Below are 25,588 nucleotides of genomic sequence, written 5' to 3'. Positions count from 1 at the left end.
GCTGTATTATTCACTCATATCTTCTTACTCCACTCCATGTGAATTGTAGTAAGTAGTTGCCGGATGAGGTGAGCCGCTGATGTGTCTCGCCTCACCCGTAATGTCGGGAAGTGAAGATTAGTGTTTAGAGACCCGGGAACCGGCCTCATGCTTCGGCCCGTCCCCTTCAGTTTAGTGCATCAATCGTCTTTCGTTCGTTCTCTCTGCTTCGCTCCGTTCACTCACTACAGCCGATTCATGCCTGTGCATCGTAATAACTATACCCAGCAGCTCTGCAGCGGTTGGGTGCTCTCCACCATATCTCATTGAATAAGAGACTATTATATCTTCTCCTTAACCCCATCCACTACCTTCTCAAATATCCCTTTTTCATTCTCTTTAGCTGGCTTCTCCCCGCTCAGCTCAGCAAACTTCCTCAGCAGTTCCTTCTGCTTCTCGGACAACTTTTTAGGCACATTCACATCGACCTTCACATTCAGATCGCCCTGCCCGTGCCCGTGAATATTAGGCATACCCTTGCCTTTTATCCTGTACGTGGCCCCGGGCTGGGTTCCTGCCGGTATCTTCAACTTCACCTTACCGTCCACAGTAGGCACCATGATCTCATCTCCCAATGATGCCTGGGTGAAACTGATCTTTGTACCCAACAGGATATTATTGCCCACCCGTTTGAAGAGCCTGTGTGGTTTCACATAAATATCTACATACAGATCCCCTGGTGGTCCGCCCTTGGTACCGTGCTCTCCTTCACCACCGACACGCATACGGGAGTTGCTTTCAATTCCGGCCGGTATCTTAACCTTGATCTTGCGATGCTTCTGCACCTGACCGCTGCCATGGCATTTAGTGCATGGAGTGTCGATGGTCTTACCCTGGCCCCGGCATGTGGGACACGTACTGGTGGTCATGAACTGGCCAAAAGGTGTCTGCTGGGCTCGGGTGGTCTGGCCGCTGCCCCCGCATGTCCTGCATGTCTTTACATCGGTTCCTGGCTTAGCACCGCTGCCGTTGCATAACGGACAGGTTTCTGTCCTGGGGATCTCGATCTCCCTTTCAACACCCTTATACGCATCCTCAAATGAAATGGTCATATCAGTCCTGAGATCTGAACCCCGCTGGGGACCATTGTGCCTGCCTCCTCGGCCACCAAAGAAAATATCAAAGACACCTCCCCCTCCTCCGAAACCCCTGAACAGGTCCTCAAAGTCAACCCCCCTGAAGATGTCTTCCTGGCTCCAGGTTCCGTCAACTCCGGCATGTCCATATTGGTCATACTTACTGCGTTTCTCAGAATCGCTCAGCACACCATAGGCTTCGCTGATCTCTTTGAACTTCTCTTCAGCTCCAGGTTCTTTGTTCTTGTCAGGATGGTATTTTATTGCCAGTTTCCTGTAAGCTTTTTTTAACTCTTCCTGGGTAACGCCCTTATCGACACCCAGAATTTCATAATAATCGCCTTTAGTAGCCATTTTAATTATTGTATTAATAAATAACAATATATAAAAAACAAAATCGGATAAGGATTATTTATCCTCATCCATTACTTCATATTCAGCATCGACCACATTATCCTCAGTCTGCTCTTCATGCTCTTCAGATTCCGGGGTACCTTCTCCACCGGCAGAAGCCTGTTCCCGGGCAGCCTGCTCGTAGATCATGGTGCTTATGGTCTGCATCTCCTTGGTCAGCTCGTCAACAGCTGCCTGGATCTTGTCCTTATCGTCAGTACCAATAGCCTCCCTGGTCTTCCCGATCTTCTCGGTTATGGTCTTGCGCTGCTCTTCCGTGACCTTTTCACCAAGATCAGCAAGGGCCTTCTCTGTGCTATATGCCAGGGTATCTGCCTGGTTCTTAAGCTCTATGAGCTCCTTAGCTTTTTTATCAGCCTCTTCATACTGCTGGGCTTCATCCACCTTGGCCTTTATCTCATCCTCAGACAACTTATGCGGGGATGTGATGGTGATCTTCTGTTCCTTGCCTGTACCTTTATCCTGGGCAGTCACATGTATGATGCCGTTAGCATCAATATCAAAGGTCACCTCGATCTGGGGAATACCCCTTGGTGAGGGTGGTATCCCTATCAGAGTGAACCTGCCCAGAGTAGTATTATCATGAGACATAGCACGCTCGCCCTGGAGCACATGGATGTCCACAGAGGTCTGGTTCTCGGCAGCAGTACTGAATATCTGGCTCTTCTTGGTAGGTATAGTGGTATTGCGCTCGATGAGCTTGGTGAACACACTACCCAGGGTCTCAATACCCAAAGACAGCGGTGTCACGTCCAGCAGCAACACATCCTTTACCTCTCCTGCCAGCACACCGGCCTGTATGGCCGCACCCAATGCTACGCATTCCATGGGATCAACACCCCGTTCCGGCTCTCTGCCTATTATATCCTTAACGAATTTCTGTACAATGGGCATCCTGGTAGGTCCCCCAACCAGAATAATGCTGTTGACATCTGACGCGCTCAGTTTAGCATCCTTCAGTGCCTGTTCTATAGGCTGTCTGGTCTTTGCCACTATGGGCATGACCAGATCTTCCAGTTTTGATCGCTGCAGGGTCATTTCCAGGTGCTTGGGTCCTGCCTGGTTGGCTGTAATAAAGGGAAGATTGATGGAGGTCTGCATAGTGGTGGTGAGCTCGATCTTTGCCTTTTCGGCAGCTTCCCTCAGCCTCTGCGCTGCGGTCTTTTCCGTCCTCAGGTCGATCCCTTCTTTGTTCAGGAAATCCTGGGCAATATAATCAACCAGTGTATTGTCCATGTCAGTACCGCCCAGCTGGGTATCGCCTGATGTAGATTTAACTTCAAACACACCCTCACCCATTTCCATGATCGAAACATCCAGCGTGCCCCCGCCAAAATCATAGACCAGGATCTTCTGATCGCCTTTCTTATCCAGGCCGTATGCCAGTGATGCTGCTGTTGGTTCATTGATGATTCGCACCACTTCTAGCCCGGCAATCTCACCGGCATCCTTTGTAGCTTGCCTCTGGTTGTCATTAAAATAAGCCGGAACGGTAATGACAGCCTTTTCTACTTTATCATTCAGGAAGGCTTCTGCATCCTGCTTGATCTTCTGAAGAATAAAAGCCGAAATATCCTGGGGCTTGAAATCCTTGCCCCGAATGGTCACCTTATAATCTGTCCCCATCTTCCGTTTGATGGCCATTATAGTGCCTTCCGGATTTGTAACCGCCTGTCTGCGCGCCGGCTCTCCCACCAGCCTCTGTCCATCCTCTGTAAAGGCCACAACAGACGGGAATGCTTTTCCAGCGACACTTGATCCCTCTGCACTGGGTATAATGGTAGCCCGCCCGCCTATCATAGCCGCAGCTGCCGAATTGCTTGTTCCCAGATCAATTCCTATTGTCTTTGCCATTATTAATTCACCTCATATAATTAGATAAATTCATGCATTCGTATTATTATTTTTGTTTTCATCAACCGATACACTAACCTTTGAATAACGTATAACCCGGTCTTTGATCTTGTACCCTCTCTGGAATTCTTCCATAACCGTATTATTCGGATATTCATCAGAAGGGGTTTTCATCATTGCTTCGTGGTAGTAAGGGTCAAACTTCTGGCCTGCTGCTTCAATGGGCCTCAGCCCTTTTGATTCAAGTATACCCTTTAACAGGGTGCACACCATCTCCATTCCCTTAACTACAGATTCAATGTCATCAGAATCCCTTGCACTTGCGACCCCCCGTTCAAGGTTCTCCATTACATCGATAAGTTCGGATATTAGATCAGAGTTAGCATACTCAATAAGGTCTTTCTTTTCTTTATCCACCCTTTTCTTATAATTGTCAAACTCTGCCTGAAGGTGTTGAAGTGAATCCAGGTATTCATCAGCACGTTTTTTTGTTGCTTCAATTTCCTTATCCATTTCAGGATTTTCGGAATTTGATGATTCTATCTCAGTATCCTCATTCTTCCCCATGGTCCGCCTCAAAGTATATCAGGGACGTTCCAATATTAATCTTCTCCGATTTCTTCAAGACTTGGTGCCTGGATGCCGTCATAACTATCTACCCTGTGTTCAGGATCCACATCCATGAGCCCGGTATATTTGGAAGCAAACACGTCATCCACCCTGAGTATCATGACAGCAGCATCCACAGCAGATTTAATTGACTGGACCTTTACCTTCAACGGTTCCACCACATTAGTGTTACTCATATCTGTTACTTCATCGGTAAACAAATTCAGACCAACTGTCTTGTTGCCGTTATTATGCTCTGAGCGCAGCTTTACCAGAATATCCACATGATCAAGGCCTGAATTCTCAACAAGGCTCCTGGGAAGTCCTTCCATGGCTTCTGCAAATGCAGATACAGCCAGTTGCTCACGCCCGCTCAAAGTGGATGCATATTCACGTAATTGCATAGCCACCTCGATCTCAGGAGCCCCGCCTCCATACATAACCTTTCCTTCGTCCAGTACAACCTTGACCACATTCAAGGCATCGTCCAGGGCTCTTTTTACCTCTTCAGTAATAAAATCGGCACCGCTGTGAACATCTATGGTTACAGCTTTTGGATTTTCACAACCTTCAAAGTATAACATTTTGTAATTGCCCATACCTCTTTCTTCAACCAGGTCAGCTGAGCCCAGGTCCTCAGGTGAAATATCCATGGAATTTGAACGTAAAGTCGCACTGGTGGCCCTGACAACCTTCTTAATATCATCCTCACTGACCCGCCTAATGGCCAGGATGTTGTGTTTGGCAAGGTAGTGCAGTGAAATATCATCTATCCCTTTCTGTGTGACCAATACGTTCACACCAGCAGCGATCAGGGCATCCACCTGGTCCTTTACAGTCTGATATTCTTCCTGATATGCTTCATTCATTTGCTCAGGTGAGGAAATCTTTATCTTGCTGTTGGTTGTGGTCCTCTGTACTTCAATACCCACATCCAGTACTGCTACTTTTGCATCATCAATTTTCTTGGGCATATTCTTATGGGCCCGGGCCTTATCAAGCACCATGCCCTTGATCAACCTGGTATCTTTAATAGAACCGCCCCTCTGACTGATGATCTGGATATTATGTTCGATATCTATCTCGGTCTCATCAGCAATAGCCTGTATGGCTTCCACACATAATGTGGCAAGATCATCCAGTGCCATCTCGCTGCCCTTACCTGACAGTGCGGTCAAGGCGATCTTTTTCAAGACCTCTGTTTCATCTTTTGTTACATTGATAGCAGTGGATTCCAGGATTTCCTGCGCCTTTTCTGCTGCCAGTTTGTAACCTTTCACAATGATCGTGGGATGAACTTCAAGTTCAATCAACTTCTGGGCCTGAGTTAATAATTCACCTGCAAGTACCACTGCACTGGTTGTCCCGTCACCTGCCTCTTTTTCCTGGGTCTTGGAGATCTCCACCATCATCATGGCTGCAGGATGCTGGACATCGATCTGTCTTAAGATCTCAGCGCCATCATTGGTTATGGTGACATCCCCTACACCATTTACCAGCATCTTGTCCATTCCTTTTGGTCCAAGAGTGGTTTTTACAGCCTGTGCAATTGCTTTTGCGGCTGTGATATTCATAGATTGTGCATCCCGACCTGTAGTCCTCTTTTTATCCGGGTCGATAATAATAATAGGCTGACCGCCTAACTCTGCCATTTTGATCCTCCAAATTGTAGTATACTAAGTAGTATTATCAATATAATAAGAACACTTCTAACTGTTTGTACTTCTATATAATAATAACGCCACATGATTTTTTATATTGACAGATTGCAGCATTACCCGACAATGCATTTTAATAAAACTTTAGCCTGCTTTTTCTTATGTTGATCATTGGTAACTTCAGCAATTTTCACTATTGCTTCGAGATTTCTGGCTGCAGTTTCCAGATATTCGATCACATCACCTAAATATGCAAATACATCATATCTGGCGGTCATTGTCTCGATAATTTCAGCAGGGCTTGCTCCATCACATCGCATTTGAAGTAGTCTTTTAGAGAACTTGCGTTCCGGACATCCGCAATACGGTGTATCTTTGCAAGTGCATGTTAAAAGATCAGTAGCAAAATTCATTAATTTTTGTTTTGTATTGCTATCCAGCTTTCCCAGAGACTCCCCTGATAAGGCCATCTCCATTGCAGCTCCCTGGAATACCCTTGAAGGCAGTCTCACATTCAGGGTAGCAGCTATTCGGTCCGCTCCCACAAAAAATGCCCTGTCAAATACTTCAAGGTTTGTGATGATATCTTCAGGTTCAACACCTGAGATAATCCCTTCCTTCATAATAGAAACCTGCTCGTGGTTCAGGAAATGTTCAGTCATTATACGCCCCAATTTTGTAGGGTGTATTTTCTGATCGGAGATGTCCAGATAACCCATATCATGCAATTTTTTCAACATATGGTCCACATTGCCCCCGCCCAATCTCAATGATTCCACGGTTTTAAGTTTTTGTATATTATCAAAGATCGCTGCAGAGACCAGCACCTGTTCAAGTCCTGAATCCTCATCTTCCTGGAGGGAAATCGGCCCCATTTCTCCACGAAGCAGCCTGAAAGCCACCTGTTCTTCACTCTCACCCTGACCAAGGCGTTTATCCGGTTCTGCCATAACAACCACCACTCCTACGTCATGATAATCCGGCCGTCCGGCCCGACCCTGCATTTGAAAGAACTCGCCCTGGGTTATCCAGTCATTACCCATAACAAGGCTTTCAAATATTACCTGTGATGCAGGGAAATCCACACCAGCTGCCAGGGCTGCAGTGGTGACTACAACAGGGATATTTCCTTTGGCAAACTCTTCCTCTGTCTTTCGACGCTGTTTGTATGGCAAACCGGCATGATACGGTGCTGACGGGATTCTCAGGGCATCTGATAACTTGTGGCAGCTTCGCCTGGAATGTGCAAAAACAATTGTCTGGCCCTTAAAGCCCTTTGAGGAGCTCTTATTATATTCTTCCTGTGCCAGCTGGTTTATTAGCCGTAATTTTTCGGATGCCCCCCCGAACAACAAATGACGCTCCAGGGGTACAGGTCTTTCTTCATATTCAATTAATGTTGAACCCAGGCCCTTTGCCAGCCAGCCCGGATTGCCTACGGTAGCTGAGAGATAGATGAACTGGCATTTGGGATACAGGTATCTTAACCGAGCTATCAGTCCGTCCAGTCGCGGTCCCCTTTCAGGGTCTTCGATCATATGCACTTCATCCATTACAACGGTACCTACATTGCCTAGCTTGTAATCGGTTCCAGTTCTTAGTAAATGGTCGATCCCTTCATATGTGCCCACAATAATATCTGAATCAAGGGAAGTACGCATCTTGAAACGTTTTCCCATTTTGATGCGGGCCTGCCCAACTTTTATAGATGTAGTAATCCCAATAGATCCATATTTCTTTGTAAATTGATCGTGTTTCTGATTGGCCAGTGCCACCAGGGGAACCAAAAACAGCATCTTCCCTTTACCCTCCAGTATATTATTGACTCCTGCCATCTCACCGATCAATGTCTTACCGGTGGCAGTGGCTGAGACCACAAGCTGGTTCTGCTTCTTAAGCAGTCCTGAACGAATTGAAAGGGATTGAACAGGCAGCAGCTTTTCTGGCAGCAATTTTTTCAGGCGGTCATCCAGATCAAGTCCATTCACATTTACTGGATCCACAGACATGCCTGAAGTAACACGATCAAATACTGTTAGTTCACGGTCCATTTTTTTGGGGTCAAGAAACACCAGCATACGATCCAGATCCTTTGTTTTTAGCAATAACTGGAACAGCCTTTCGATTCCTTCCTCGGCCATCCTTTTAGTTCCAGAATGTATTTCCCTGTAAAGTTCCGACATCGCGCAATTTTCACAGATAAGATCGCCCCTGAATTTGACTGATTTTGAGTCCACGGACTGGAACCTCCCTTCAGATAAACAAAAACGGCAAACATCAACCCATTCGTAATCCAATTGGTAACCCTGCAGCAAATTAATGACATCTTTTTCGTGGACCTCATCACCATGTTTTGGAATTAAGATCATATCTGCCATTCTAAGTAGATCTACAGCTTCAGCCGGGGGTCTTAGGTCCTCATTTGTTCCATCCAAAACCTTAAATTTGAATGGCCGGGGTCCTTTTGAAGTATGCTGTAATTCCAGAATACTCCTGAACGAAGCATCACTACTCCCATTTTTCAGGGGCATTAGCTCAATATTTTGTCTGCCAGGCTGAATAAGCACAATTAATGACATGCAAAAAAAAGATTATTTGCGAAGGTCATGGAGTTCATATACCAGACCTTCAGATTCCAGCCGATTCAAAAGCTGCGGCACCTCTTCGTCCACAGATACCACCACAGATGACAGGCCATGAAACGCAGCCTCTACAATTGAGTCCTTGGCTCCGAACATAATACTCGGTTCTTTACCGATACGCTTTAACGCTATTAGTGATTCCACACCCAGAGCACATATATATCGGCTATCCTTTACCAGTTCTTCCAGAACGTCAAGATCTACATTTTTCGACCCACCCCGTTCAACCCTGGGAACTTTACAAACCGTAATCTTGACATCTTCCAGCTCGATCAGGCCGTGCAGGTCGGTTACCCCTACATCTTCTCCTGCTTTCACATCAGATATAAGCACTCCAGTAGCTGCATGCTCCTGTTTTGTATTGGCATATAATAACCCGTCACGCATGACCAGTGAGACTTTTTGTCCAGTTCTATAATCCTCATCAGCAATAGCTGTCCATACAGAAACATGACTGATGATATCTTCCATCACGTACATGGCATACCGCTTCAACTCAGCAGTACGCTCAAGCACCCATTCTATCCCTTTCTTAGTTACCTTGTAACGTACCCTACCGTCAGATAGAATCAAACCTTCATCGGTTAATTCTTTGATGTATTCAGAAACTGCCTGGGGAGTAATTCCGATTTTTTCAGCGATCTCTCTCTGGCGTACATTAGGCTGGTTAGCTGCAATTTCAACAAGGATCTGGAACTTTGTACTATCTTTTTTACTGTGAAGTAAATTTATCATCCAATAGCACCAGTAGCACCGTTGAATTCAATTCTCTGACCCTTAACTGTTAGTTTGTCAGAACGTCTTGCCACCCCTCTTAGATATAAGGGACTTGCTCCTAACACCCTTGCCAGTCCTGTCATGGATTGGTTCCCATTGACTACTTCAGCTTCGATCTGTTCTATCATGTTCCTGATATCATCATCTCGACTGAATGTGATCATTAGCAGGTCAGATAGATCTTCAACGGTACACTGAAAATTCACCTGTATTTTGGAATAAGACGTATGATATTCCTTTTTTGGTGTTTGTCCAGGTTCTGGCATTCGCCATTTGCTCTCAATTAACCCGCATTTTTTTAAAATTTTAATACTATCATCTACATCCATAGTCAGCTTTTCTTTCAGTTCCTCTTTAGTAAACCAATCAACAAGCAAATTATCAAAAACTTTCTTGTGGGTTTTTGAACCAAAAGTTCCCAACAGGGGGACAAGATCTGAAGGGTCATTAATAATACGTGTTCTCTTACCCATTTAGATTAACCTCAATTAGGTATATATAGTCTTCAGATTTGATAAAGCTTTTTGAGAAAAAAATAACTGATTTATATAAAATAGATTATAGAGAACAACATCCAATATCAATCTTGAGAACATTTTGACTTTAGATTTTAGTATTGTGGCTCCAGTCCATCTATCTTTGAGAAAGTAGTATCAGTCTCTTTCTGCAATGCAACACGTTCTCGTTTATCCTTTTCAACATGAATGGCTTCAACTGCTAAAGCGTACAGTTTCTCAAGTTCAACTGTAGTTTCAAGGGTTAGAACAGAGAGAACTTTAGGAAGTTCACCATTGCGAATAATAACACCTTTGAATACATGACCGATATGTGAAGATAGCTTATCGATTTCAGCTGAGATATCATCGATGCTTAAATATTTTTGATCTCCTCGCAAGATTATCATTGCCCTGCTGCCTTCTTCATATACATTAGATGAGAACAACAGACCACTTGGGGAAATACTTTCGTGAATAGTAGATTTAATAGAGGTATTGGCATCACCTTTGGCAAATCCTATTGTGGCAATACCATCACCACCGGCCATAACAGTTTTAAAATCACCCAAATCTGTAACCATCATCATCTCGCTATCCAGGGCTTCCAATAAGAATAAAATCCTCTCAGAGATCATTTTGTTAATACCGTCGTACGCTGATTGTATGTTACTTCCAGCATCTTTCAAGTATTGATTGTCTGCTAAAATCATTCCATCGGTTCCACTTTCACGCATCTCTTTGATTGAAAAAGCAGAGTTTTGCAAATAAATAGTACCTTCTTCTCTAAATGGAAGCACCATTAAACTATAAACAGGAAAATCATATCTTGTTTTTAATTCTTTAACAAGCGGAGGGCTAAATGAAGATCCCGTTCCACCTGATGAGGAAGTAATGACAAATGCAACATCGAAATCTCCCCTATCAGAGATATTTCGCATGATCAGGTCTTTATTGTCATTAAAGCATTGTTTACCTAAAATTCGATTAGCTCCAAGCCCATGCAGGTTAGGTATATGGATCCTATCCTTTACCTTGGTATTACGCAATTCTTTAAGATCATTAATTGCTGTATTGATAGCAATGGTCTCAACCCGGGATACAAACTTTTGTGATGAATAATATTTTGAAAACCTTCCGGCCCCAAAAGCCTGTTTATTAATTGCATCCAGTATCCTGTTACCGCATTGTCCTATACCAATGATCAATACATTTAACAAACTTTTCTCCTCCTCAATAATATATATTTACATCCTGAATTGCTTTGATCTCCAATAAAACCATCCTGCCAGAGCTAGTATAATAATGATTGGTGTTAGGTAGATGTATATCGGGAATTCTGCGAGGAAATCAAAATCACCTTTTCGAATATAAACCGTATCAGAGATAATTTCATTGGTAATATCTTCTACACCATTATTATATGTCAATTTTACTGTTAGACTATCAGAACCTACTTTATCTGCTTTAAAGGTAAATTGATATTCAGCTTCGTACCTGGCTCCATAAGTACTATCCTGGATGATGGGTTTTTCGTTAATAATGTCTATTTCATCAGAACCTGAAACATATGTCAGGTTTTTAGTGAATATGGGTTCAATACGAATATTTGAGGCAGGCACGTCTTTCAAATTCTCCACGTTCACCTTAAAAGTCACTTTTTCACCATGCTTGATTTTTGTGTTGTCTTGAGTTATTCCAATCTTGAGTTCAGACGTTTCAATAGCTTTTTCTGCAATAGTTATCGTGGGACTATTGGATTTTGATGTATATTTTTCAGCAGATAACGAAGAAAAATATGTGACTACAGCAGGATTAATTGGAAAAGTGCCGCCAGCTGTGGCTTCTATAGTGTATATTAGCATAGTGTATTCTTCATTAACTCCCAATTCTGATTGAGATGTGATTGGAAAATCTTCTTTGAATATGAAACCAGAGGTCAAACCCCTATCAATAGTAATTTGTTTTGCCAGACCATCTCCAGTATTTTTTGCTTTGATTGTGACCCGGATAAGATCTCCTATCTCTGCCGTTGTTTTATCCACTTCTTTTGTAAGAACTATATTGGGTTCACCTGTGAATTTCGCATTTGAAACACCGCCATCCACTGCGAATTCATATTCAACTGTGATGCCAGATGTGAAAATATCTACTATTACATAACTTCCTGTGGCATTTTTAATTTCTACGGTAATTTTTTCTGAATTTCTTTCAAATTCAAATTTTGTACCATCTGCATATATAGTTTTTACATCATAATCTTCCAGTTTAAAATAACTGCCATCTGATTTTAATTCATAGAAATCAATTATGGGATTAATATCTGCACCCAATGTTGTACTGGTTAATTGTAAAACATAGTTGTTAATTTGGTATCCATCACCCTTGTCTATCTGCTTTGAATAAATATTATCAGCACTTACTGTACCAATAGACAGAACCAAAGTAATAAAAAAAATTACACAGGTAATTAAAAACGGATTATTTTTCAATTTGTGTATCCCTCATTAATGAATGATTTTTTTTTTATTTTTAAAGGTTGTTCTTTTACGACTACAAAATAATATAAACGTTTTGACTTCTTAATATATGAATCTAACTTTATTAATATATTTTGTAGACAATACATCAAAAAACACATGAGAATCGTAAATTATCCCTGTTTATATTTATTAACAAATATAATTACATACTTATATTATTTAGACATCTGTTGGTCTGATACTAATATCTTAACACTTTGATTTTCAGACAATTATATTTGAACCACTGAGGACACAGAGAAACATAGAGCTTGCACCTGATTTTACTCTCTGTATCCTCTATGCTCTCCGTGGTTTATTACTTATCACTTGTTGGAATTTGAATTTTATCAGTTAATATTGTTTGGTTTTTAACTATATTAGGATTACTCTCGCATCCAATCATCCCATTCTTGCGCCTTAGAATCTAAAATGTTTACTATATCTTCTAAAAGTTCTGCAGGTATACCAATTACCAATTCATCATCCTTAAGACCTGCATTCTTGGCAGCTCCATCACAACCAATGGAAACATTTAGTTCACCTGTTGTATAAGGTGAACCTGTAGCATCAGCACATGTTGATTGAATACCTGCAAAGTTTGAGGTCATTCGTCCGCCGTGTCTATAGATTATGGAATGAACGATCCGTCTTGCAGCAAGCACATTTCCGATAACAACAATAACATCAGGTTGTGTTGGGGTGGCATCAAGCGGGGCAACTATGGTTGTGACAATTGTCCCGGGTATTGGTCTGGGCATATTATCTACAACTCGTTTAGCAACGCCGATGGATATTTCTTTTCCTAGTTTAGAATAATAGAGTGCTCCAGATTTTATATTATCGGGGTAATCTCTAAGTCCAATGGCAGCTGCACCCCCTTTGCAGGAATGTTTTTCTTCGGTTGCTAATGTTATTACATCATTAAACCTGGCATTCTGTAACATTTGACAATATCTAACAGGTTCATCAATCTCTTCCATTCCCTCGGGAATGTCTTCTTTTCTGGTTAAAAGCGAAACAGCTACTGGTTTTCCATTTAATTTTAATATATTTATTAATTTTCTTGACATTTCAGAATATTCCATACTACTCACCTATTTTTTAATTATTCAATTACATTATTAATTATAAATCTTATGAAATAATGGATTCTTTTGTCATTTTAGAAAATTTATTTACTTTCATATCCCATCAGATTTTTCAATAGAAAAAACTGGATATTTCATTAATGCATTATAGTATTTTTTAAATAGAATAGAATTATGTGTGATATGGTAAAAATCCCCTGAATGTTATGATTGTTGCTGACATCATCCCTCTTCATCTTTATCATGCAAACCAATGTGATCCAAAGAAATGTACTGGCAAGAAACTTGCCCGGTTCGGATTGGCTCAACTACATCGTAAAGTGAATAAACTTCCATCAGGTGGAATACTATTGGACCCAATGGCGCTTCAAGCCCTTTCCCCTGCTGATAATTATAACCGGGGTATTATTGTTCTGGACTGTTCATGGAAAGAAGTGGAACTAGTCTTTCCCAGTTTACAAAAATTAAGACTTAAACACAGGGCACTCCCATATCTTGTAGCTGCAAATCCTGTGAATTTCGGAAAACCTTTCAAATTGGGGACTGTAGAAGCCTTTGCAGCAGCATTATATATTCTTAATCACAAGACCCAGGCTGAAGAGATCCTTAACAAGTTCAAATGGGGTCACACGTTTCTTGAGCTAAACTATGAACCATTGGAGGCTTATTCAGAAGCCAGGGATAGTAAAGAAGTCGTATCCATACAGGGAGAATTTATTTAACCTCTACTTTAAAGCACTCTTGTAGTGGTTTCCAGCTCAATACCTTTGGGAGTTATATCAAAACTGATCGACCTGTTTGGTACGATCAGACCTCTCATCTTCCTGACAACCAGGCCACGTTCGATCTGAGAGGCTCTATCTTTTACATATAACTCAATTACACCATCAGCCATGTGTTTCATGGTATTGATAGTGAGATCATCGTGCAAACCTTTTACAGCCAAAATGAGGTGTAATCCACCGCTGAGTTTGCCAATAGAAGACATTAATTCTATAACTTCTATAACACTGTTCATGTCATATGCCCTGAGGAAGTATGATATGGAATCAATAACCATACGATATTTAGTCCCATGGTTTTGAATTAGGGAGGATTTTAATTGGTTAAATGGATCCATTCCCTGTTTTAGAAAATCTTTAGCAGAAATCTTATTTCTCAATTCAGATGGTAGTACATTAAAAAACCTGGAATTATATGCATCAATAAAATTGGCTTTTCCTGTATGTTCATATTTTTCAACATCCCATCCAAATTGTTTCATATCCTCTCTGATCTCTGGAATTGAATGGTCAGATGAAAAATAGTATCCGTCTTCGCCGTTTTCAAGTCCACCATATAAGAATTGCTTAGTGAAAATCTCTGCTCCTGTACCAGATTCTGCTAAAACTAATAAAGTTGTTCCCGCCGGTATCCCTCCACCTAATTGAACATCAAGACCCGCAACACCTGTAGTCAAAAGGGAATTATCAGTATCATCAAGAGTAAAATTCATATTCACCACATAACTTTGTTTAATTTATTCTTATTGTAGTTGTGCAACATAAGGAGCAAGGACCATAAACACAATTGAAGCCAGTATAAGTAAAGCAAAACCGGTGGCAATTTTTCCTGCTATCTCACCCATTCGTTCTCCTTTACCGAACAATTTTTCCAATACTGAATGGACAACATCCTTGAACACATGTCCCCCATCAAGGGGTAACATTGGAAGACAGTTGAACAAACCCACATAAAAATTAAGCCAGCCTATCCAGAGCAGAGTATTGGCGATCCAGAATACTCCTTCGCCCAGCGGGGCAGCCCAACCAATGGGTTCATAAAAAATAGCAAGAGTGCCACTGAATCCCTGAAAACTTCCAATAAATGGATTAGGGAATGGAAGCACCAAAAGTAAGACCCAGCCGAATATTCCTGTTAACATTAATGAAGGTATTGACTGCAGGATGTTAAGCAGTTCTTTTGCCATGAATTCTCCTACAGAAACTCCGATTGATGGGGATATTATAGCAGTCGATGAAGTAATTCCAATATAACCAATTGTATCTCCCATTGGATGATCAGTGAGTGTAACACTGTAATTTACCATCTTATTTGCCACCAATGTGTGAATTAGAATCACCTGTCCAGGTTTTGTATTTGACATTAATTGCATAAATTCTGAAGAATTTGAAATTGAGATATCATCAATGCCTACAATTAACATTCCAGCCATTAGTCCTGCTTTTTCAGAAGGCATGCCAGGGGTGATCTCCTCAATTTTCACTCCACTTAATGTACCATTTAGAACCTGGTCTGGAGTAATTACTACTTCTCGAATCGTGTGGTCTTTTTTTGTTCTCAATTTGATAATTTCATCAGGACGTAAGGTATTAACATAACTAAAGAACTGGGATGCATTCTCTATCTTCTTATCACTCACGTGAGTAATGAGGGTCATATCTGTCAGTCCAGCTTGATCAGCTGGGGAGTTGGGGATCACGTCAGTTATCATGACATTACTGACTGGTGCGATGTTTCCAATTACAATGAAGAATAATGCAAAAGCTACCAGGGCGGTCACAAAATTTGCCATAACACCCGCAGATAATATCCTGACCCGCTGTCTTCGATTTGCTTGTTTTGGTTTTTCTGTTTCAGTTTCTTTAACCCCCCATTCTTCAATATCCTCTTTTTTCCCGAATAGTTGTTCTTCATCAGGTTCAGCAAATCCTCCGATAGGAAGGACTACCATCATAATTCCCATGGATTTTACTCTGATATCCTCTACCCTGCAAAGAATAGCATGAGAGAATTCATGGACCACAAGTGTAACAATCAACCCGATCATTCCCCACAGTAAAGGTATGAATTCGTTGATGCCAGGTATAAGAAAGATATTCCTTGCTTCATGGATCTGACTGGGTGGCGCCAAAGTCTGCTGTTGTATTTGAGCAATTATTGTGATGTCAGAAAAAACAATCAAAGCGAACATCAAGAACATGCCGATTAGCATCAATGGAATGCCAATATCAGCGAATACCTTCCAGAAAACCTTTATTCTGGCAAGCCACTCAAGGAATTTCAGTCCCCTGGTGGTACGTATCATTAATAGTGGACCATGATTAGTGATATTATACTTCTCTAGTATTCCGTTTTGTTTTAAAATAATTATAACCTGCCAATAAATGGCAATTATCAGTAATATTTTCCAATAAGATTCAATAAAAGATATTAATGGATTAATTTCAGTCAATAATCTTGTTCTCCGCTGGGTTTATACATTACGTAACATAAGATTTTTAAACTTATTCATATACTTAAACTGGGATAATCATGTTTTCAATAGTATATATTACTGCAGGCACCATGGAAGAAGCAAAACAGATTGCAAATACACTGGTGGAAATGAAGCTTGCCGCATGTGTTAATATGTTCTCTATTACCTCCATTTATCGATGGGACGGTGTACATAAGGACGATGAAGTGGCCATGATCGTGAAAACCACATACGAGCAGATTGAAAATATAAAAAAAACTGTAAAAGAGATACATAGTTATACTGTACCCTGTATAATTTCATTCAGTATAGATGGTGGGTCACGAGATTATCTGGATTGGATAGATCAGAATGTATTACCAGTAGGTACAATAAAAAATGAAGAAGAACTTTGACAGCAATGCCACTCCTTCCATTCGGAGTGACTTTACTATGGCATGCGTTCTTAGTAATGAGAAGGTGTGAAGTCCATAGGACAATGTGGAGAAGTTCGGGAGTCTGACCCGGAACATCGTAAGAGTCGTAACGAGGAACAAGCTTTCTATATTTTTAAAGAACCTAACTCCCGCCATGCAACAGAACCCTGCAACAATAAAATATTTATAGAACTACAAACAGTCAATATCACCGAAATTTAATAGGAGGACTATCAATTTTATGGCAGGACAGTTAGGTGGACAGCCGATTTTTATATTAAGAGAAGGAACTGAACGTTCCAGAGGTAAAGAAGCCCAGAACAGTAATATTATGGCAGCTAAGGCAGTAGCTAATGCTGTTAGGACGACACTGGGTCCTAAAGGAATGGACAAAATGCTTGTGGACAGCCTGGGAGATGTGGTAATTACCAATGACGGTGTTACCATATTGAGGGAAATGGATATCGAGCATCCAGCAGCAAAGATGATAGTAGAAGTGGCCAAAACCCAGGATGATGAGGTAGGCGATGGGACAACTACTGCAGCTGTGTTAGCAGGGGAACTCCTAAAGGTAGCAGAAGACCTGTTGGAACAGGATGTACATTCTACAATCATTGCCAGCGGATATAGAATGGCAGCTGATAAAGCATCTGAGATACTGGATACAATTCAAACTTCAGTTACCGAGGACGATGAAGCTCTACTAATAAAAATCGCCAGCACTGCAATGACAGGAAAGGGTGCTGAAAGCTCTAAGGAAAATTTATCAAAGCTTGTAGTAAAAGCTGTAAAAGCTGTGGTCGAAGTAGAAGCTGGAAAGAAAATGGTTGACATCGACCATATCAAGATCGAGAAAAAAGTAGGTGCCAGCATTGAAGAATCTGAACTTATTGAAGGATTGGTCATTGATAAAGAACGTGTGCATCCCAATATGCCCAAGAACATCAAGGATGCCAAGATCGCACTTATCAGTGAACCTGTAGAGTTCAAGAAGACCGAAGTTGATGCAGAGATCAATATTACATCACCTGACCAACTGCAGCTGTTCCTTGACCAGGAAGAGAAGATGCTAAAGGACATGGTAGACAAGATCATCAACAGCGGAGCCAATGTGGTCGTTTGTCAGAAAGGTATTGATGATATGGCACAGCATTACCTGGCAAAAGCCGGGGTACTGGCTGTGAGAAGGGTTAAAAAGAGCGACATGGAAAAACTGGCTCGAGCCACTGGTGGCAGTGTGGTCACCAGTATTGATGAGATATCTGAGTCAGACCTTGGACATGCCGGTCATGCCGATGAGAAGAAGATCGGTGCTGACGCTATGTTATATATCACCGAATGCAAGAATCCAAAAGCTGTCAGTCTGATCGTCCGTGGCGGTACAGAACATGTTGTGGACAGTCTTGAAAGGGCTTTGGAAGATGCGCTTCGTGTGGTAGGTGTAGTAATCGAAGATGAGAAACTTGTTGCAGGCGGCGGCAGCCCCGAGGTTGAACTGTCCCTGAGGCTAAGGGAATATGCAGCTACATTAAAAGGCAGGGAACAACTGGCAGTAAGCAAATTTGCAGATGCAATGGAAGTTATTCCCAGAACGCTGGCAGAGAATGCAGGATTGGATCCCATTGACATGCTGGTGGAATTGAGGTCCCAGCACGAGAAGGGCAACAAGAATGCCGGGCTTGATGTATACACCGGAGAGGTCATTGACATGATGTTAAAAGGTGTTGTTGAGCCATTGAGGGTCAAAACCCAGGCCATTAACAGTGCTACTGAAGCAGCGGTCATGATCCTCAGGATCGATGATGTCATCGCTTCAGTAGGTGGCGGCGAAGGAATGCCTCCAGAGATGGGCGGCGGTATGCCACCTGGCATGGGCGGCGGTATGCCACCAGGCATGATGTAAATAATTAAATAATATGACGTACCCTTTTGGGTATGTCCCAACTCTTTTTTTAATAATTTAGCTGTTTTTATTAATTCGATCATATTATTCTATAAGGATAATTTTATAATGTAGCGGTTCATTTATAAATACTGAAATGTATAAGATCCGCATACATGGCAGGGGGGGCCAGGGAGCAAAAAAGGCAGCCAAGATAATTGGACTTGCTGCTTTTCGAAGTGGCAAGCAAGTCCAGGATTTTGCACTGTACGGTGCTGAAAGGCGTGGTGCACCTGTTATGAGTTTCGTCAGGATTGACGATGAACCCATACTTGAACGAGGATATATTAACGACCCTGATGTGGTTATTGTTCTGGACAGAACATTGTTGGACCTGGTCAGGGTGGAGGACGGCCTGAACGAAAATGGTCTATTGATAATTAATTCCGAGCACAAGCCAAAGGTGGATACACCAGCCAATGTCAAATACATAGATGCCACTGACATTGCTCTTGAAACAATTGGCAAGCCCATTTTCAATACTGCAATGCTGGGAGCACTGGCAAAGCTGACAGATGTTATTACCCTGGATGCTTTGAATAAAGCTATAGAGGAAGAATTTTCCGATTATTCTGAAAAAATAATCAACTCCAACAAAGCAGCAGTTCAGAAATGTTACGAGTTGATCGAATGAAAGAAGAAGAACTGCCGTATAAAGAAATTGACGGTATCCCTATAATCAAAGAGCCTGGCAGTTCTGCCAGTATCAATAGGGGCTCATGGAGATTGGTAAGACCTGTGCATCACAAGGAAAAATGTACAAAATGCAAGATATGTTATGCCTATTGTCCCGATGCTGCCATTAAATGGACGTCCGATGGCCCCAATATCGATTTAAAGGCCTGCAAGGGATGTATGATCTGTATGGAAGAATGTCCCACAGGGGCCATAACCCAGGAAAAGGAAAGCTGATATGAAACAGACACTGATCACTGGTAACGAAGCAGCAGCATGGGGTGCCAGATTGGCCAGACCCCAGTATATTCCTTCATTTCCAATTACACCCCAGACCGAATGCATCGAGACCCTGGCCCGATGGGGAGCTGACGGAGAACTCCCGAATACCTATTTTGACAGGCTGGAATCGGAACATTCAGTCATGAGTGCGGCTGTGGGCGCAGCGGCTGTGGGTAACCGGGTATTTACCGCAACTTCGTCACAAGGTCTGCTACTGATGCATGAAGTGCTCTATATCGCAGCGGGAATGCGCCTGCCCATTGTAATGGCAACAATATCCAGGGGACTTTCGGCGCCTGTTACCCTGTGGTCAGACCATAATGATTTTTTAGATCAGAGGGACAGTGGATGGCTCATGTTCCATGCTGAGAACAACCAGGAGGTACTGGATATGATACTCATGGCCTATCGGGTGGCTGAGGACCATAAAGTGCTGCTGCCAGTAATGGTCAACATGGACGGCTTTGTACTCTCGTTCACGGATGAACCTGTGACCATTCCCTCGTTTGAAATGGTGGATAAGTTCTTGCTTGATTATACGCCCGAACATACCATTACCCCAGATCGTCCAGTTACTATAGGGGCCGTTGCATTGGATGAATATACATTCTTCAGAGCCCAGAATCATGTGGCTGCACGCAATGCTCTCGGTGTGATCGAACAGGTTCAGGACGAATTTGAGAAGATCTTTGGCAGGAATTACGATCTGGTGGATGAATTCATGATGGATGATGCAGAACTTGTACTCATAACCCAGGGTTCAATGAGCACCACAACCAAGGCTGCCATCAAAGAAATGAGGGCGGATGGAATCAAAGTCGGACTGCTGCGCCTGCGGATCATACGACCCTGGCCAGCCAGTGCCATTAAGGAGGCTTTAAAAAATGCCAGGGCTATTGCAGTGATAGACCGCAATGTTGCTCCGGGGAAGGGGGGCATCATGTTCCCTGAGATCGTAGAAACATTATACTACCTGGAATCCAGGCCACTTATATCAAGTTTTATTGTGGGACTGGGCGGCAATCCTCAGACCGAGGAAAAGATCAAAGAGATAACCCACAAACTCATGGAAGACCTTGAAACTGGCAAATCCAGAGTTGAATGGAACGATGTGGAGGAATCATAATGCAGGAATTCAAGAGCATCAAGGACCTGCCTGAGATCGAATTGTTCACAGGGGGCTCATCAGCATGTGCAGGCTGCGGAGGTACTATGGGATTGAAATTGGCATTAAAGGCCCTGGGTCCCAAAACCATAATTGTCAATGCTTCAGGATGTATGACCCTACTACCTCTCTATCCCACGACACCTCTTAAAGTTAGCTGGATACACAATGCCATTGAGAACGCTTCTTCTACAGCAGCTGGAGTGAGACACGGCCTGGATATGCAGGGTCATGACGATATGAACGTTGTGGTCTATGCAGGAGACGGAGCAACCTATGATATTGGATTCGCTTCCCTTTCATCAGCCGCTGTCAAGAATGAGCGTATTATCTACATTTGCTACAATAACCAGTCCTACGGCAATACAGGTTTCCAGTGGTCAAGCTCCACTCCCTACGGCAGCGAGACCAAGACCACACCACGGGGACGTGAGAATCAAATCGGTACAACATTTGTCCAGAAAGATATGATAAAGATCATGGGTGCCCACAGGGTATATGCTGCTTCGGCATCCCTGGCATATCCAGTGGATTTCCTCAATAAGATTGAAAGGGCTAAAAATAGGAAAGGTTTCTCATATATCGAGCTCCTGGGTTCATGCACCGCAGGTTGGAACTATGATTCCAGACTCACAATTAAGATGTCAAAGCTTGCTGTTCACAGCGGTATGTGGCCGCTGTATGAGATAGAAGAAGGGATATTAAATCTGAATAAGGATTTCAAGGAACTCAAACCCATTGAAGAATTCCTTGAGCTACAGGGACGATATAAAAAGCTCCCTGCCTATGGAGTTCAAAAACTCAGATCATTAATAAATCAACACTGGACTGAACTTAAGGAATACAATGGACGCCGATATGTATAAGAGATTCAATCCAGGAAATGAATAATCATCTTGCAGTGGTCATAACCTGTTCCGTAACATTCAACTTCTCCTACCAGTGTCCTAAGATTGAGGCGGTGCAATAATATTCCTTCAATAAGACCTTCATCCAGCGAGCATAATATTCGTCCCACATCCGGCATATCAGAGCAGTCAAAACAATCATGAATTAACAGAGTCAATGGATTTGAATTATATATTTCCACTTTACCGAGATTGTGCATTTCCCAGAATTTGGCCATCTCCAATATTAGATCGTCAAGGTTATCTGATACAAACATATCTGCTATTTTTTTTCCGATATCATCCCCGATCCTTTTCATTACAGGTTTTGGATTCATACCGTAAGCTTCCAGCCCATAACGGATGGTATGGCATAGTGTCTTGAAAAATTCATACTCCGAATCCACAGAGCGGATCAACTTGTCCAGGATCACGTCATAGCTCTTTTGCATGGGTGTATCAGAATATGCAATGAATTGAGAGTTCAGGACATAGTATTTCTTCCTCTTATCACCGCAGTCCCTTTGCTCTAATATGATATTCTGTTCTAACAGGTCTTTCAGGTGTACAGATATGGTAGATTTTGCCTTGCAGGTCTCCTTAACTATATCCTCAAAAGGTCTGGACTGGTTGCCGATAAATTTTAATATCTTAAGTTTTATGGGACTGTTCAGGGCTATCATCCCATCTTTTGTGGAAAAAATTATGGTACGATTGTTTTTGATAGCCATTTCAATATAGTTTTGAAAAATCTTATATAAATATTGTTCGCTTTGTGCCGAATTAAAATAATGAAATTTTCATTACTTTATACTTAACTGTTATGCACGCCGCCGTTCACTTTTATATTCTTCTAGCAGGCTGTTAAGCCACTGTTCCTTTTCTTTAATTCTTCTTGATGTAAGTTCTTCTTTAAAACGAGCTTCACAGGTTTCTAATTCCTCTGGGTCCACTACACCGAAATCATCCACATAATGGACAGGCACTGATCTCACTTCAAAGAACGGCAGTTCCTTTTTATAGAACTCATCAATGGCAATGTGTGCCATCTCACCCCTGAAGATGACTGCCCTGATACCGACATCTACGAGAATGTCCACGGTTGCGGGTCCGCTTCCACTGGCATCCTTGAAGAACAGTACATCTCCTGGTTTTAAACCATATTGTCCTTTTACGATAGCAAGTGCTTCTTTGGTAAATGCAGGAACCACTTTTACAGGTATTGTTCGACCACTGATCTCAAGTGTTCTGACCCGTTTTAGTTCTTCGACCAATCCTGCCAGCTTGGTACATTCCATGTCCTTTGCTTTAATAGCTTTTTCAAGTATGCTTATTTTTTCTTCACGTATACGCATCTCTTTGGATTTTCTTAGCTTGGAATAGGTCTTAGCTTTAAGATTTTGAATCTTTTTTTCCTGGTTTGAAATATGGTGGGCCTGTTTTTTGATCTCTGATTTCATTTCTTCCAGATATGTCCTCAAAATATCAATCGTCTCTTGTTGACGTTTGATAGTTTCAGTCAGCTCGACGAACTTCTCATCAGGTTCAAAACTTGTCTCCTTGTCCGGCTGAACCTCAGGCATAACTTTTCGGCCTGTTAATTTGGCAATTGCACTATCTATTGTATCCCCTTTCATTACCAGGGCTATGACCTCATCCACATCAATTCCGGGGGGTAATTTTTTGCGAATCTGGTCAAATTTATTCATAAACTTTCGAAACATATGGGCTGCAGCTGCTAAAGCATCACGTTCATGGTCGTTTTTATATCCATACGGTTTTGCCAGTTCTTTCTTTTCTTCAATTGCTAATGATGTGTCAGGTTCACCGGAAATTGCATTGAATGAGCGTCGAATCTTTTCTACAGTACCCGGGATGGGTTTTACATCTGTGGCCACTATCAAAGGCCTGCCGTATAGGGCGATCATTTCGATTACATCAGACACTGACATTTCCCTGCTGCTTTGTAGTTTGATCAGTGTCCCATCCAGGTCAAGTAGTGCCAGCCCGGTGGTAGTACCGGGATCTATCCCTACAATTACAATTTTTCGTTTTTGATCTTTCAATGGTGTAAAATGTATGGCGTCACGTTCGATTGGCAGCACTTTGACCTGGATATCACCGAATTTCGAAGACGATAAAGGAATATTAGTATGGGGGGCATCCACCACGAATTCACCTCGCTTATACCCGCCAAATCCTTTTGCATTTTTAGATGAATAATTGATCCCTTTTTCTTGTTTCAACTCTTTCAGGATATCTTCGATCTCCCTGGTCTTTTGTCTTACATATCCGTGCACCTTACGACTGTAGCGGTTCTGACTCCAACCGCCCCTGCCAAGAGAACGGGCCCGGCTTACTTTGATAAAGGTCTTATCTTCAAAAACCGAGACTATATCACCTACACCCAGTAATGCCAGCTGCGCACATACATCAGCCTCCTGGATGGGATCGAACCTGTCAAATGATATACCCCTGCTGCGTGCAAGACCGGTTAGCGGTTTTTGATGTTCACCCCCAGTTACTTGTACCAATCTGGTTTTTTGGGGTAGTTTCCTCATAAAAGAGATGAGATCACGGCGGTCGCAGGCAAGTTCGTGTATATTATCCACGGCCAGGATGTGAGGCTTTTGTTCCCAGATCATTCTTATAAGTTTATACAGGCTGACCATCCTGTGATGTTCAACACGACCACTGGAATGTACTGTTACTGCGTAGCTGGGTTTCTCTTTTCCCCTGGAGGAACCTTTTGAGATATCAATTCCAAAAATGATCTTATCTTGAACCATTTGATACTATTATGTTATGAATATATTAAAATAAAAAGCTTGAGGGGGATTTTTCGAAGCGTATACACATTTATAGATAGTATTATATCCTTTAATACCATGAATTCAACCTCTCCCGAGCGAGGATGTTTAGATGAAGAAACTGGACATATTATATTCTGGAAAGGCCAAGACTGTTTTTAGGACCGAAGATCCCGATCTGCTTATAGTGGAATTCAGAGACAGCCTTACTGCCTTTGACGGGGCCAAAAAGAGCGAGGTTCCCAAGAAAGGCTATTATAATGCCCAAATATCAAAAAAATTATTTGAACTCCTGGATAAAAAAGGTATCAAGACCCATTTCAAAGAGATGATATCTGGTAATGAGATGCTGGTGAATAATATTAAGATCATCCTGGTAGAAGTCATAGTGCGAAATATTGCAGCCGGATCAATTACCAAGAAGTATCCTTTCAAAGAAGGGCAGCACCTTGAACCGCCTGTAATCGTGATGGACTATAAAGATGACCAGCGGCATGATCCCATGTTAAATGAAGATATTGCTGTGGCATTGGGTATGGCCACCAAGGAAGAGATGGCAGAGATCCGCGAAACAGCGCTTAAGATCAATGAAATCCTAAAACCATATCTTGATGAACGGGGACTGATACTGCCTGATTTCAAACTTGAGTTCGGGCACATGGGTAGCGAGATCGTGCTGGGAGATGAGATCTCATGTGATACCTGCCGGTTGTGGGATAAAAAGACGGGGCAGTCATTGGACAAGGACGTGTTCAGGTTCGACAAGGGCGATCTGACAAGTGCATACAGTGAAGTAGCTCGCAGGATCGTACCCGAGATATTCGATTAATTTAATTTGATTAAAAAAATTCTGTCCACGTATGGAACCCGAAGGGTTTCATACGTGTGCAGCCCGCTACTGGCTAGAGTAGGCTGGAGTAGATTGTCATAAATATTCAGATATTTCTATAATTTTCAATAAAAATACATATTTTAG

Annotated in this window: 22 protein-coding genes; 8 read left to right on the top strand and 14 right to left on the bottom strand. The window is 42.2% G+C overall.

Annotated elements, in window-relative coordinates:
• Positions 1 to 320 precede the first annotated feature (320 nt).
• The 10 genes from dnaJ to IBX40_01835 all read right to left on the bottom strand — a co-directional run bounded on the left by dnaJ (position 321) and on the right by IBX40_01835 (position 13,173).
• Complete coding sequence (dnaJ, locus tag IBX40_01880) at positions 321 to 1,469, bottom strand: molecular chaperone DnaJ (protein MBE0523076.1); 1,149 nt, start codon at positions 1,467 to 1,469, stop codon at positions 321 to 323.
• Positions 1,470 to 1,523: 54 nt separating this feature from the next.
• Positions 1,524 to 3,383, bottom strand: coding sequence for a molecular chaperone DnaK (gene dnaK, locus IBX40_01875; protein MBE0523075.1), 1,860 nt, complete (start codon positions 3,381 to 3,383; stop codon positions 1,524 to 1,526).
• Between the two features lie 30 nt (positions 3,384 to 3,413).
• Entirely contained in the window at positions 3,414 to 3,950 is a 537-nt protein-coding gene (gene grpE / locus IBX40_01870; protein MBE0523074.1) for a nucleotide exchange factor GrpE, read from the bottom strand.
• A 35-nt stretch (positions 3,951 to 3,985) separates the two neighbouring features.
• Positions 3,986 to 5,644, bottom strand: a complete 1,659-nt coding sequence (locus tag IBX40_01865) for a thermosome subunit (protein ID MBE0523073.1) — start codon at positions 5,642 to 5,644, stop codon at positions 3,986 to 3,988.
• Positions 5,645 to 5,766: 122 nt separating this feature from the next.
• Entirely contained in the window at positions 5,767 to 8,229 is a 2,463-nt protein-coding gene (locus IBX40_01860; protein MBE0523072.1) for a DEAD/DEAH box helicase, read from the bottom strand.
• A gap of 12 nt (positions 8,230 to 8,241) precedes the next feature.
• Positions 8,242 to 9,027 carry a winged helix-turn-helix transcriptional regulator gene (locus IBX40_01855; protein MBE0523071.1) on the bottom strand — a complete coding sequence of 262 codons (786 nt, stop codon included), beginning with the start codon at positions 9,025 to 9,027 and terminating at the stop codon, positions 8,242 to 8,244.
• Positions 9,024 to 9,542, bottom strand: coding sequence for an ArsR family transcriptional regulator (locus IBX40_01850; GenBank protein ID MBE0523070.1), 519 nt, complete (start codon positions 9,540 to 9,542; stop codon positions 9,024 to 9,026). Before IBX40_01850 ends, IBX40_01855 begins: the two co-directional genes overlap by 4 nt.
• A gap of 137 nt (positions 9,543 to 9,679) precedes the next feature.
• Positions 9,680 to 10,783 (bottom strand): cell division protein FtsZ, encoded by a 1,104-nt coding sequence (locus IBX40_01845; protein MBE0523069.1) that lies wholly within the window; start codon positions 10,781 to 10,783, stop codon positions 9,680 to 9,682.
• A 27-nt stretch (positions 10,784 to 10,810) separates the two neighbouring features.
• Positions 10,811 to 12,007, bottom strand: a complete 1,197-nt coding sequence (locus IBX40_01840; GenBank protein ID MBE0523068.1) for a hypothetical protein — start codon at positions 12,005 to 12,007, stop codon at positions 10,811 to 10,813.
• Between the two features lie 464 nt (positions 12,008 to 12,471).
• Positions 12,472 to 13,173: a DUF169 domain-containing protein gene (locus tag IBX40_01835; GenBank protein MBE0523067.1), complete on the bottom strand. Its 702-nt coding sequence runs from the start codon at positions 13,171 to 13,173 to the stop codon at positions 12,472 to 12,474.
• 209 nt (positions 13,174 to 13,382) lie between these two features.
• On the opposite strand from IBX40_01835, the gene IBX40_01830 reads away from it, so the two are divergent.
• Positions 13,383 to 13,898, top strand: a complete 516-nt coding sequence (locus tag IBX40_01830) for a DUF367 family protein (protein ID MBE0523066.1) — start codon at positions 13,383 to 13,385, stop codon at positions 13,896 to 13,898.
• An 8-nt stretch (positions 13,899 to 13,906) separates the two neighbouring features.
• Here IBX40_01830 and IBX40_01825 read toward each other — a convergent pair whose 3' ends face one another.
• Together IBX40_01825 and IBX40_01820 are read right to left on the bottom strand one after the other, a co-directional pair.
• On the bottom strand, positions 13,907 to 14,671 hold the full coding sequence (locus tag IBX40_01825) for a signal transduction protein (GenBank protein MBE0523065.1): 765 nt from the start codon (positions 14,669 to 14,671) through the stop codon (positions 13,907 to 13,909).
• A gap of 30 nt (positions 14,672 to 14,701) precedes the next feature.
• Positions 14,702 to 16,264 (bottom strand): site-2 protease family protein, encoded by a 1,563-nt coding sequence (locus tag IBX40_01820; protein ID MBE0523064.1) that lies wholly within the window; start codon positions 16,262 to 16,264, stop codon positions 14,702 to 14,704.
• A 227-nt stretch (positions 16,265 to 16,491) separates the two neighbouring features.
• Between IBX40_01820 and IBX40_01815 the strand changes: the two genes are divergently transcribed.
• The 6 genes from IBX40_01815 to IBX40_01790 all read left to right on the top strand — a co-directional run bounded on the left by IBX40_01815 (position 16,492) and on the right by IBX40_01790 (position 21,781).
• Positions 16,492 to 16,830: a divalent-cation tolerance protein CutA gene (locus IBX40_01815; protein MBE0523063.1), complete on the top strand. Its 339-nt coding sequence runs from the start codon at positions 16,492 to 16,494 to the stop codon at positions 16,828 to 16,830.
• A 262-nt stretch (positions 16,831 to 17,092) separates the two neighbouring features.
• A complete protein-coding gene (locus tag IBX40_01810; GenBank protein MBE0523062.1) occupies positions 17,093 to 18,754 on the top strand; it encodes a TCP-1/cpn60 chaperonin family protein in 1,662 nt (553 codons plus the stop codon).
• Positions 18,755 to 18,890: 136 nt separating this feature from the next.
• Positions 18,891 to 19,427, top strand: coding sequence for a 2-oxoacid:acceptor oxidoreductase family protein (locus IBX40_01805; protein ID MBE0523061.1), 537 nt, complete (start codon positions 18,891 to 18,893; stop codon positions 19,425 to 19,427).
• The gene (locus IBX40_01800) at positions 19,424 to 19,705 is read left to right on the top strand and encodes a 4Fe-4S binding protein (GenBank protein MBE0523060.1); all 282 of its coding nucleotides are present in this window, start codon (positions 19,424 to 19,426) and stop codon (positions 19,703 to 19,705) included. Before IBX40_01805 ends, IBX40_01800 begins: the two co-directional genes overlap by 4 nt.
• Before the next feature lies 1 nt (position 19,706).
• Positions 19,707 to 20,876: a hypothetical protein gene (locus tag IBX40_01795; GenBank protein ID MBE0523059.1), complete on the top strand. Its 1,170-nt coding sequence runs from the start codon at positions 19,707 to 19,709 to the stop codon at positions 20,874 to 20,876.
• Positions 20,876 to 21,781, top strand: coding sequence for a pyruvate synthase subunit beta (locus tag IBX40_01790; protein ID MBE0523058.1), 906 nt, complete (start codon positions 20,876 to 20,878; stop codon positions 21,779 to 21,781). The genes IBX40_01795 and IBX40_01790 overlap by 1 nt, the downstream gene beginning before the upstream one ends.
• Positions 21,782 to 21,786: 5 nt before the next feature.
• Here IBX40_01790 and IBX40_01785 read toward each other — a convergent pair whose 3' ends face one another.
• Both IBX40_01785 and IBX40_01780 read right to left on the bottom strand, forming a co-directional pair.
• A complete protein-coding gene (locus tag IBX40_01785; protein ID MBE0523057.1) occupies positions 21,787 to 22,533 on the bottom strand; it encodes an ArsR family transcriptional regulator in 747 nt (248 codons plus the stop codon).
• 90 nt (positions 22,534 to 22,623) lie between these two features.
• Positions 22,624 to 24,591, bottom strand: coding sequence for a DUF460 domain-containing protein (locus tag IBX40_01780; protein MBE0523056.1), 1,968 nt, complete (start codon positions 24,589 to 24,591; stop codon positions 22,624 to 22,626).
• A 133-nt stretch (positions 24,592 to 24,724) separates the two neighbouring features.
• Between IBX40_01780 and IBX40_01775 the strand changes: the two genes are divergently transcribed.
• On the top strand, positions 24,725 to 25,441 hold the full coding sequence (locus IBX40_01775; protein MBE0523055.1) for a phosphoribosylaminoimidazolesuccinocarboxamide synthase: 717 nt from the start codon (positions 24,725 to 24,727) through the stop codon (positions 25,439 to 25,441).
• Positions 25,442 to 25,588: the final 147 nt, after the last annotated feature.

The organism is Methanosarcinales archaeon (assembly GCA_014859725.1).
In the GTDB taxonomy this organism is placed as follows: Archaea; Halobacteriota; Methanosarcinia; order Methanosarcinales; family Methanocomedenaceae; genus Kmv04.
Note: the sequence above shows the minus strand (reverse complement) of the source record. Positions and strands in the feature narration are given on the sequence as shown.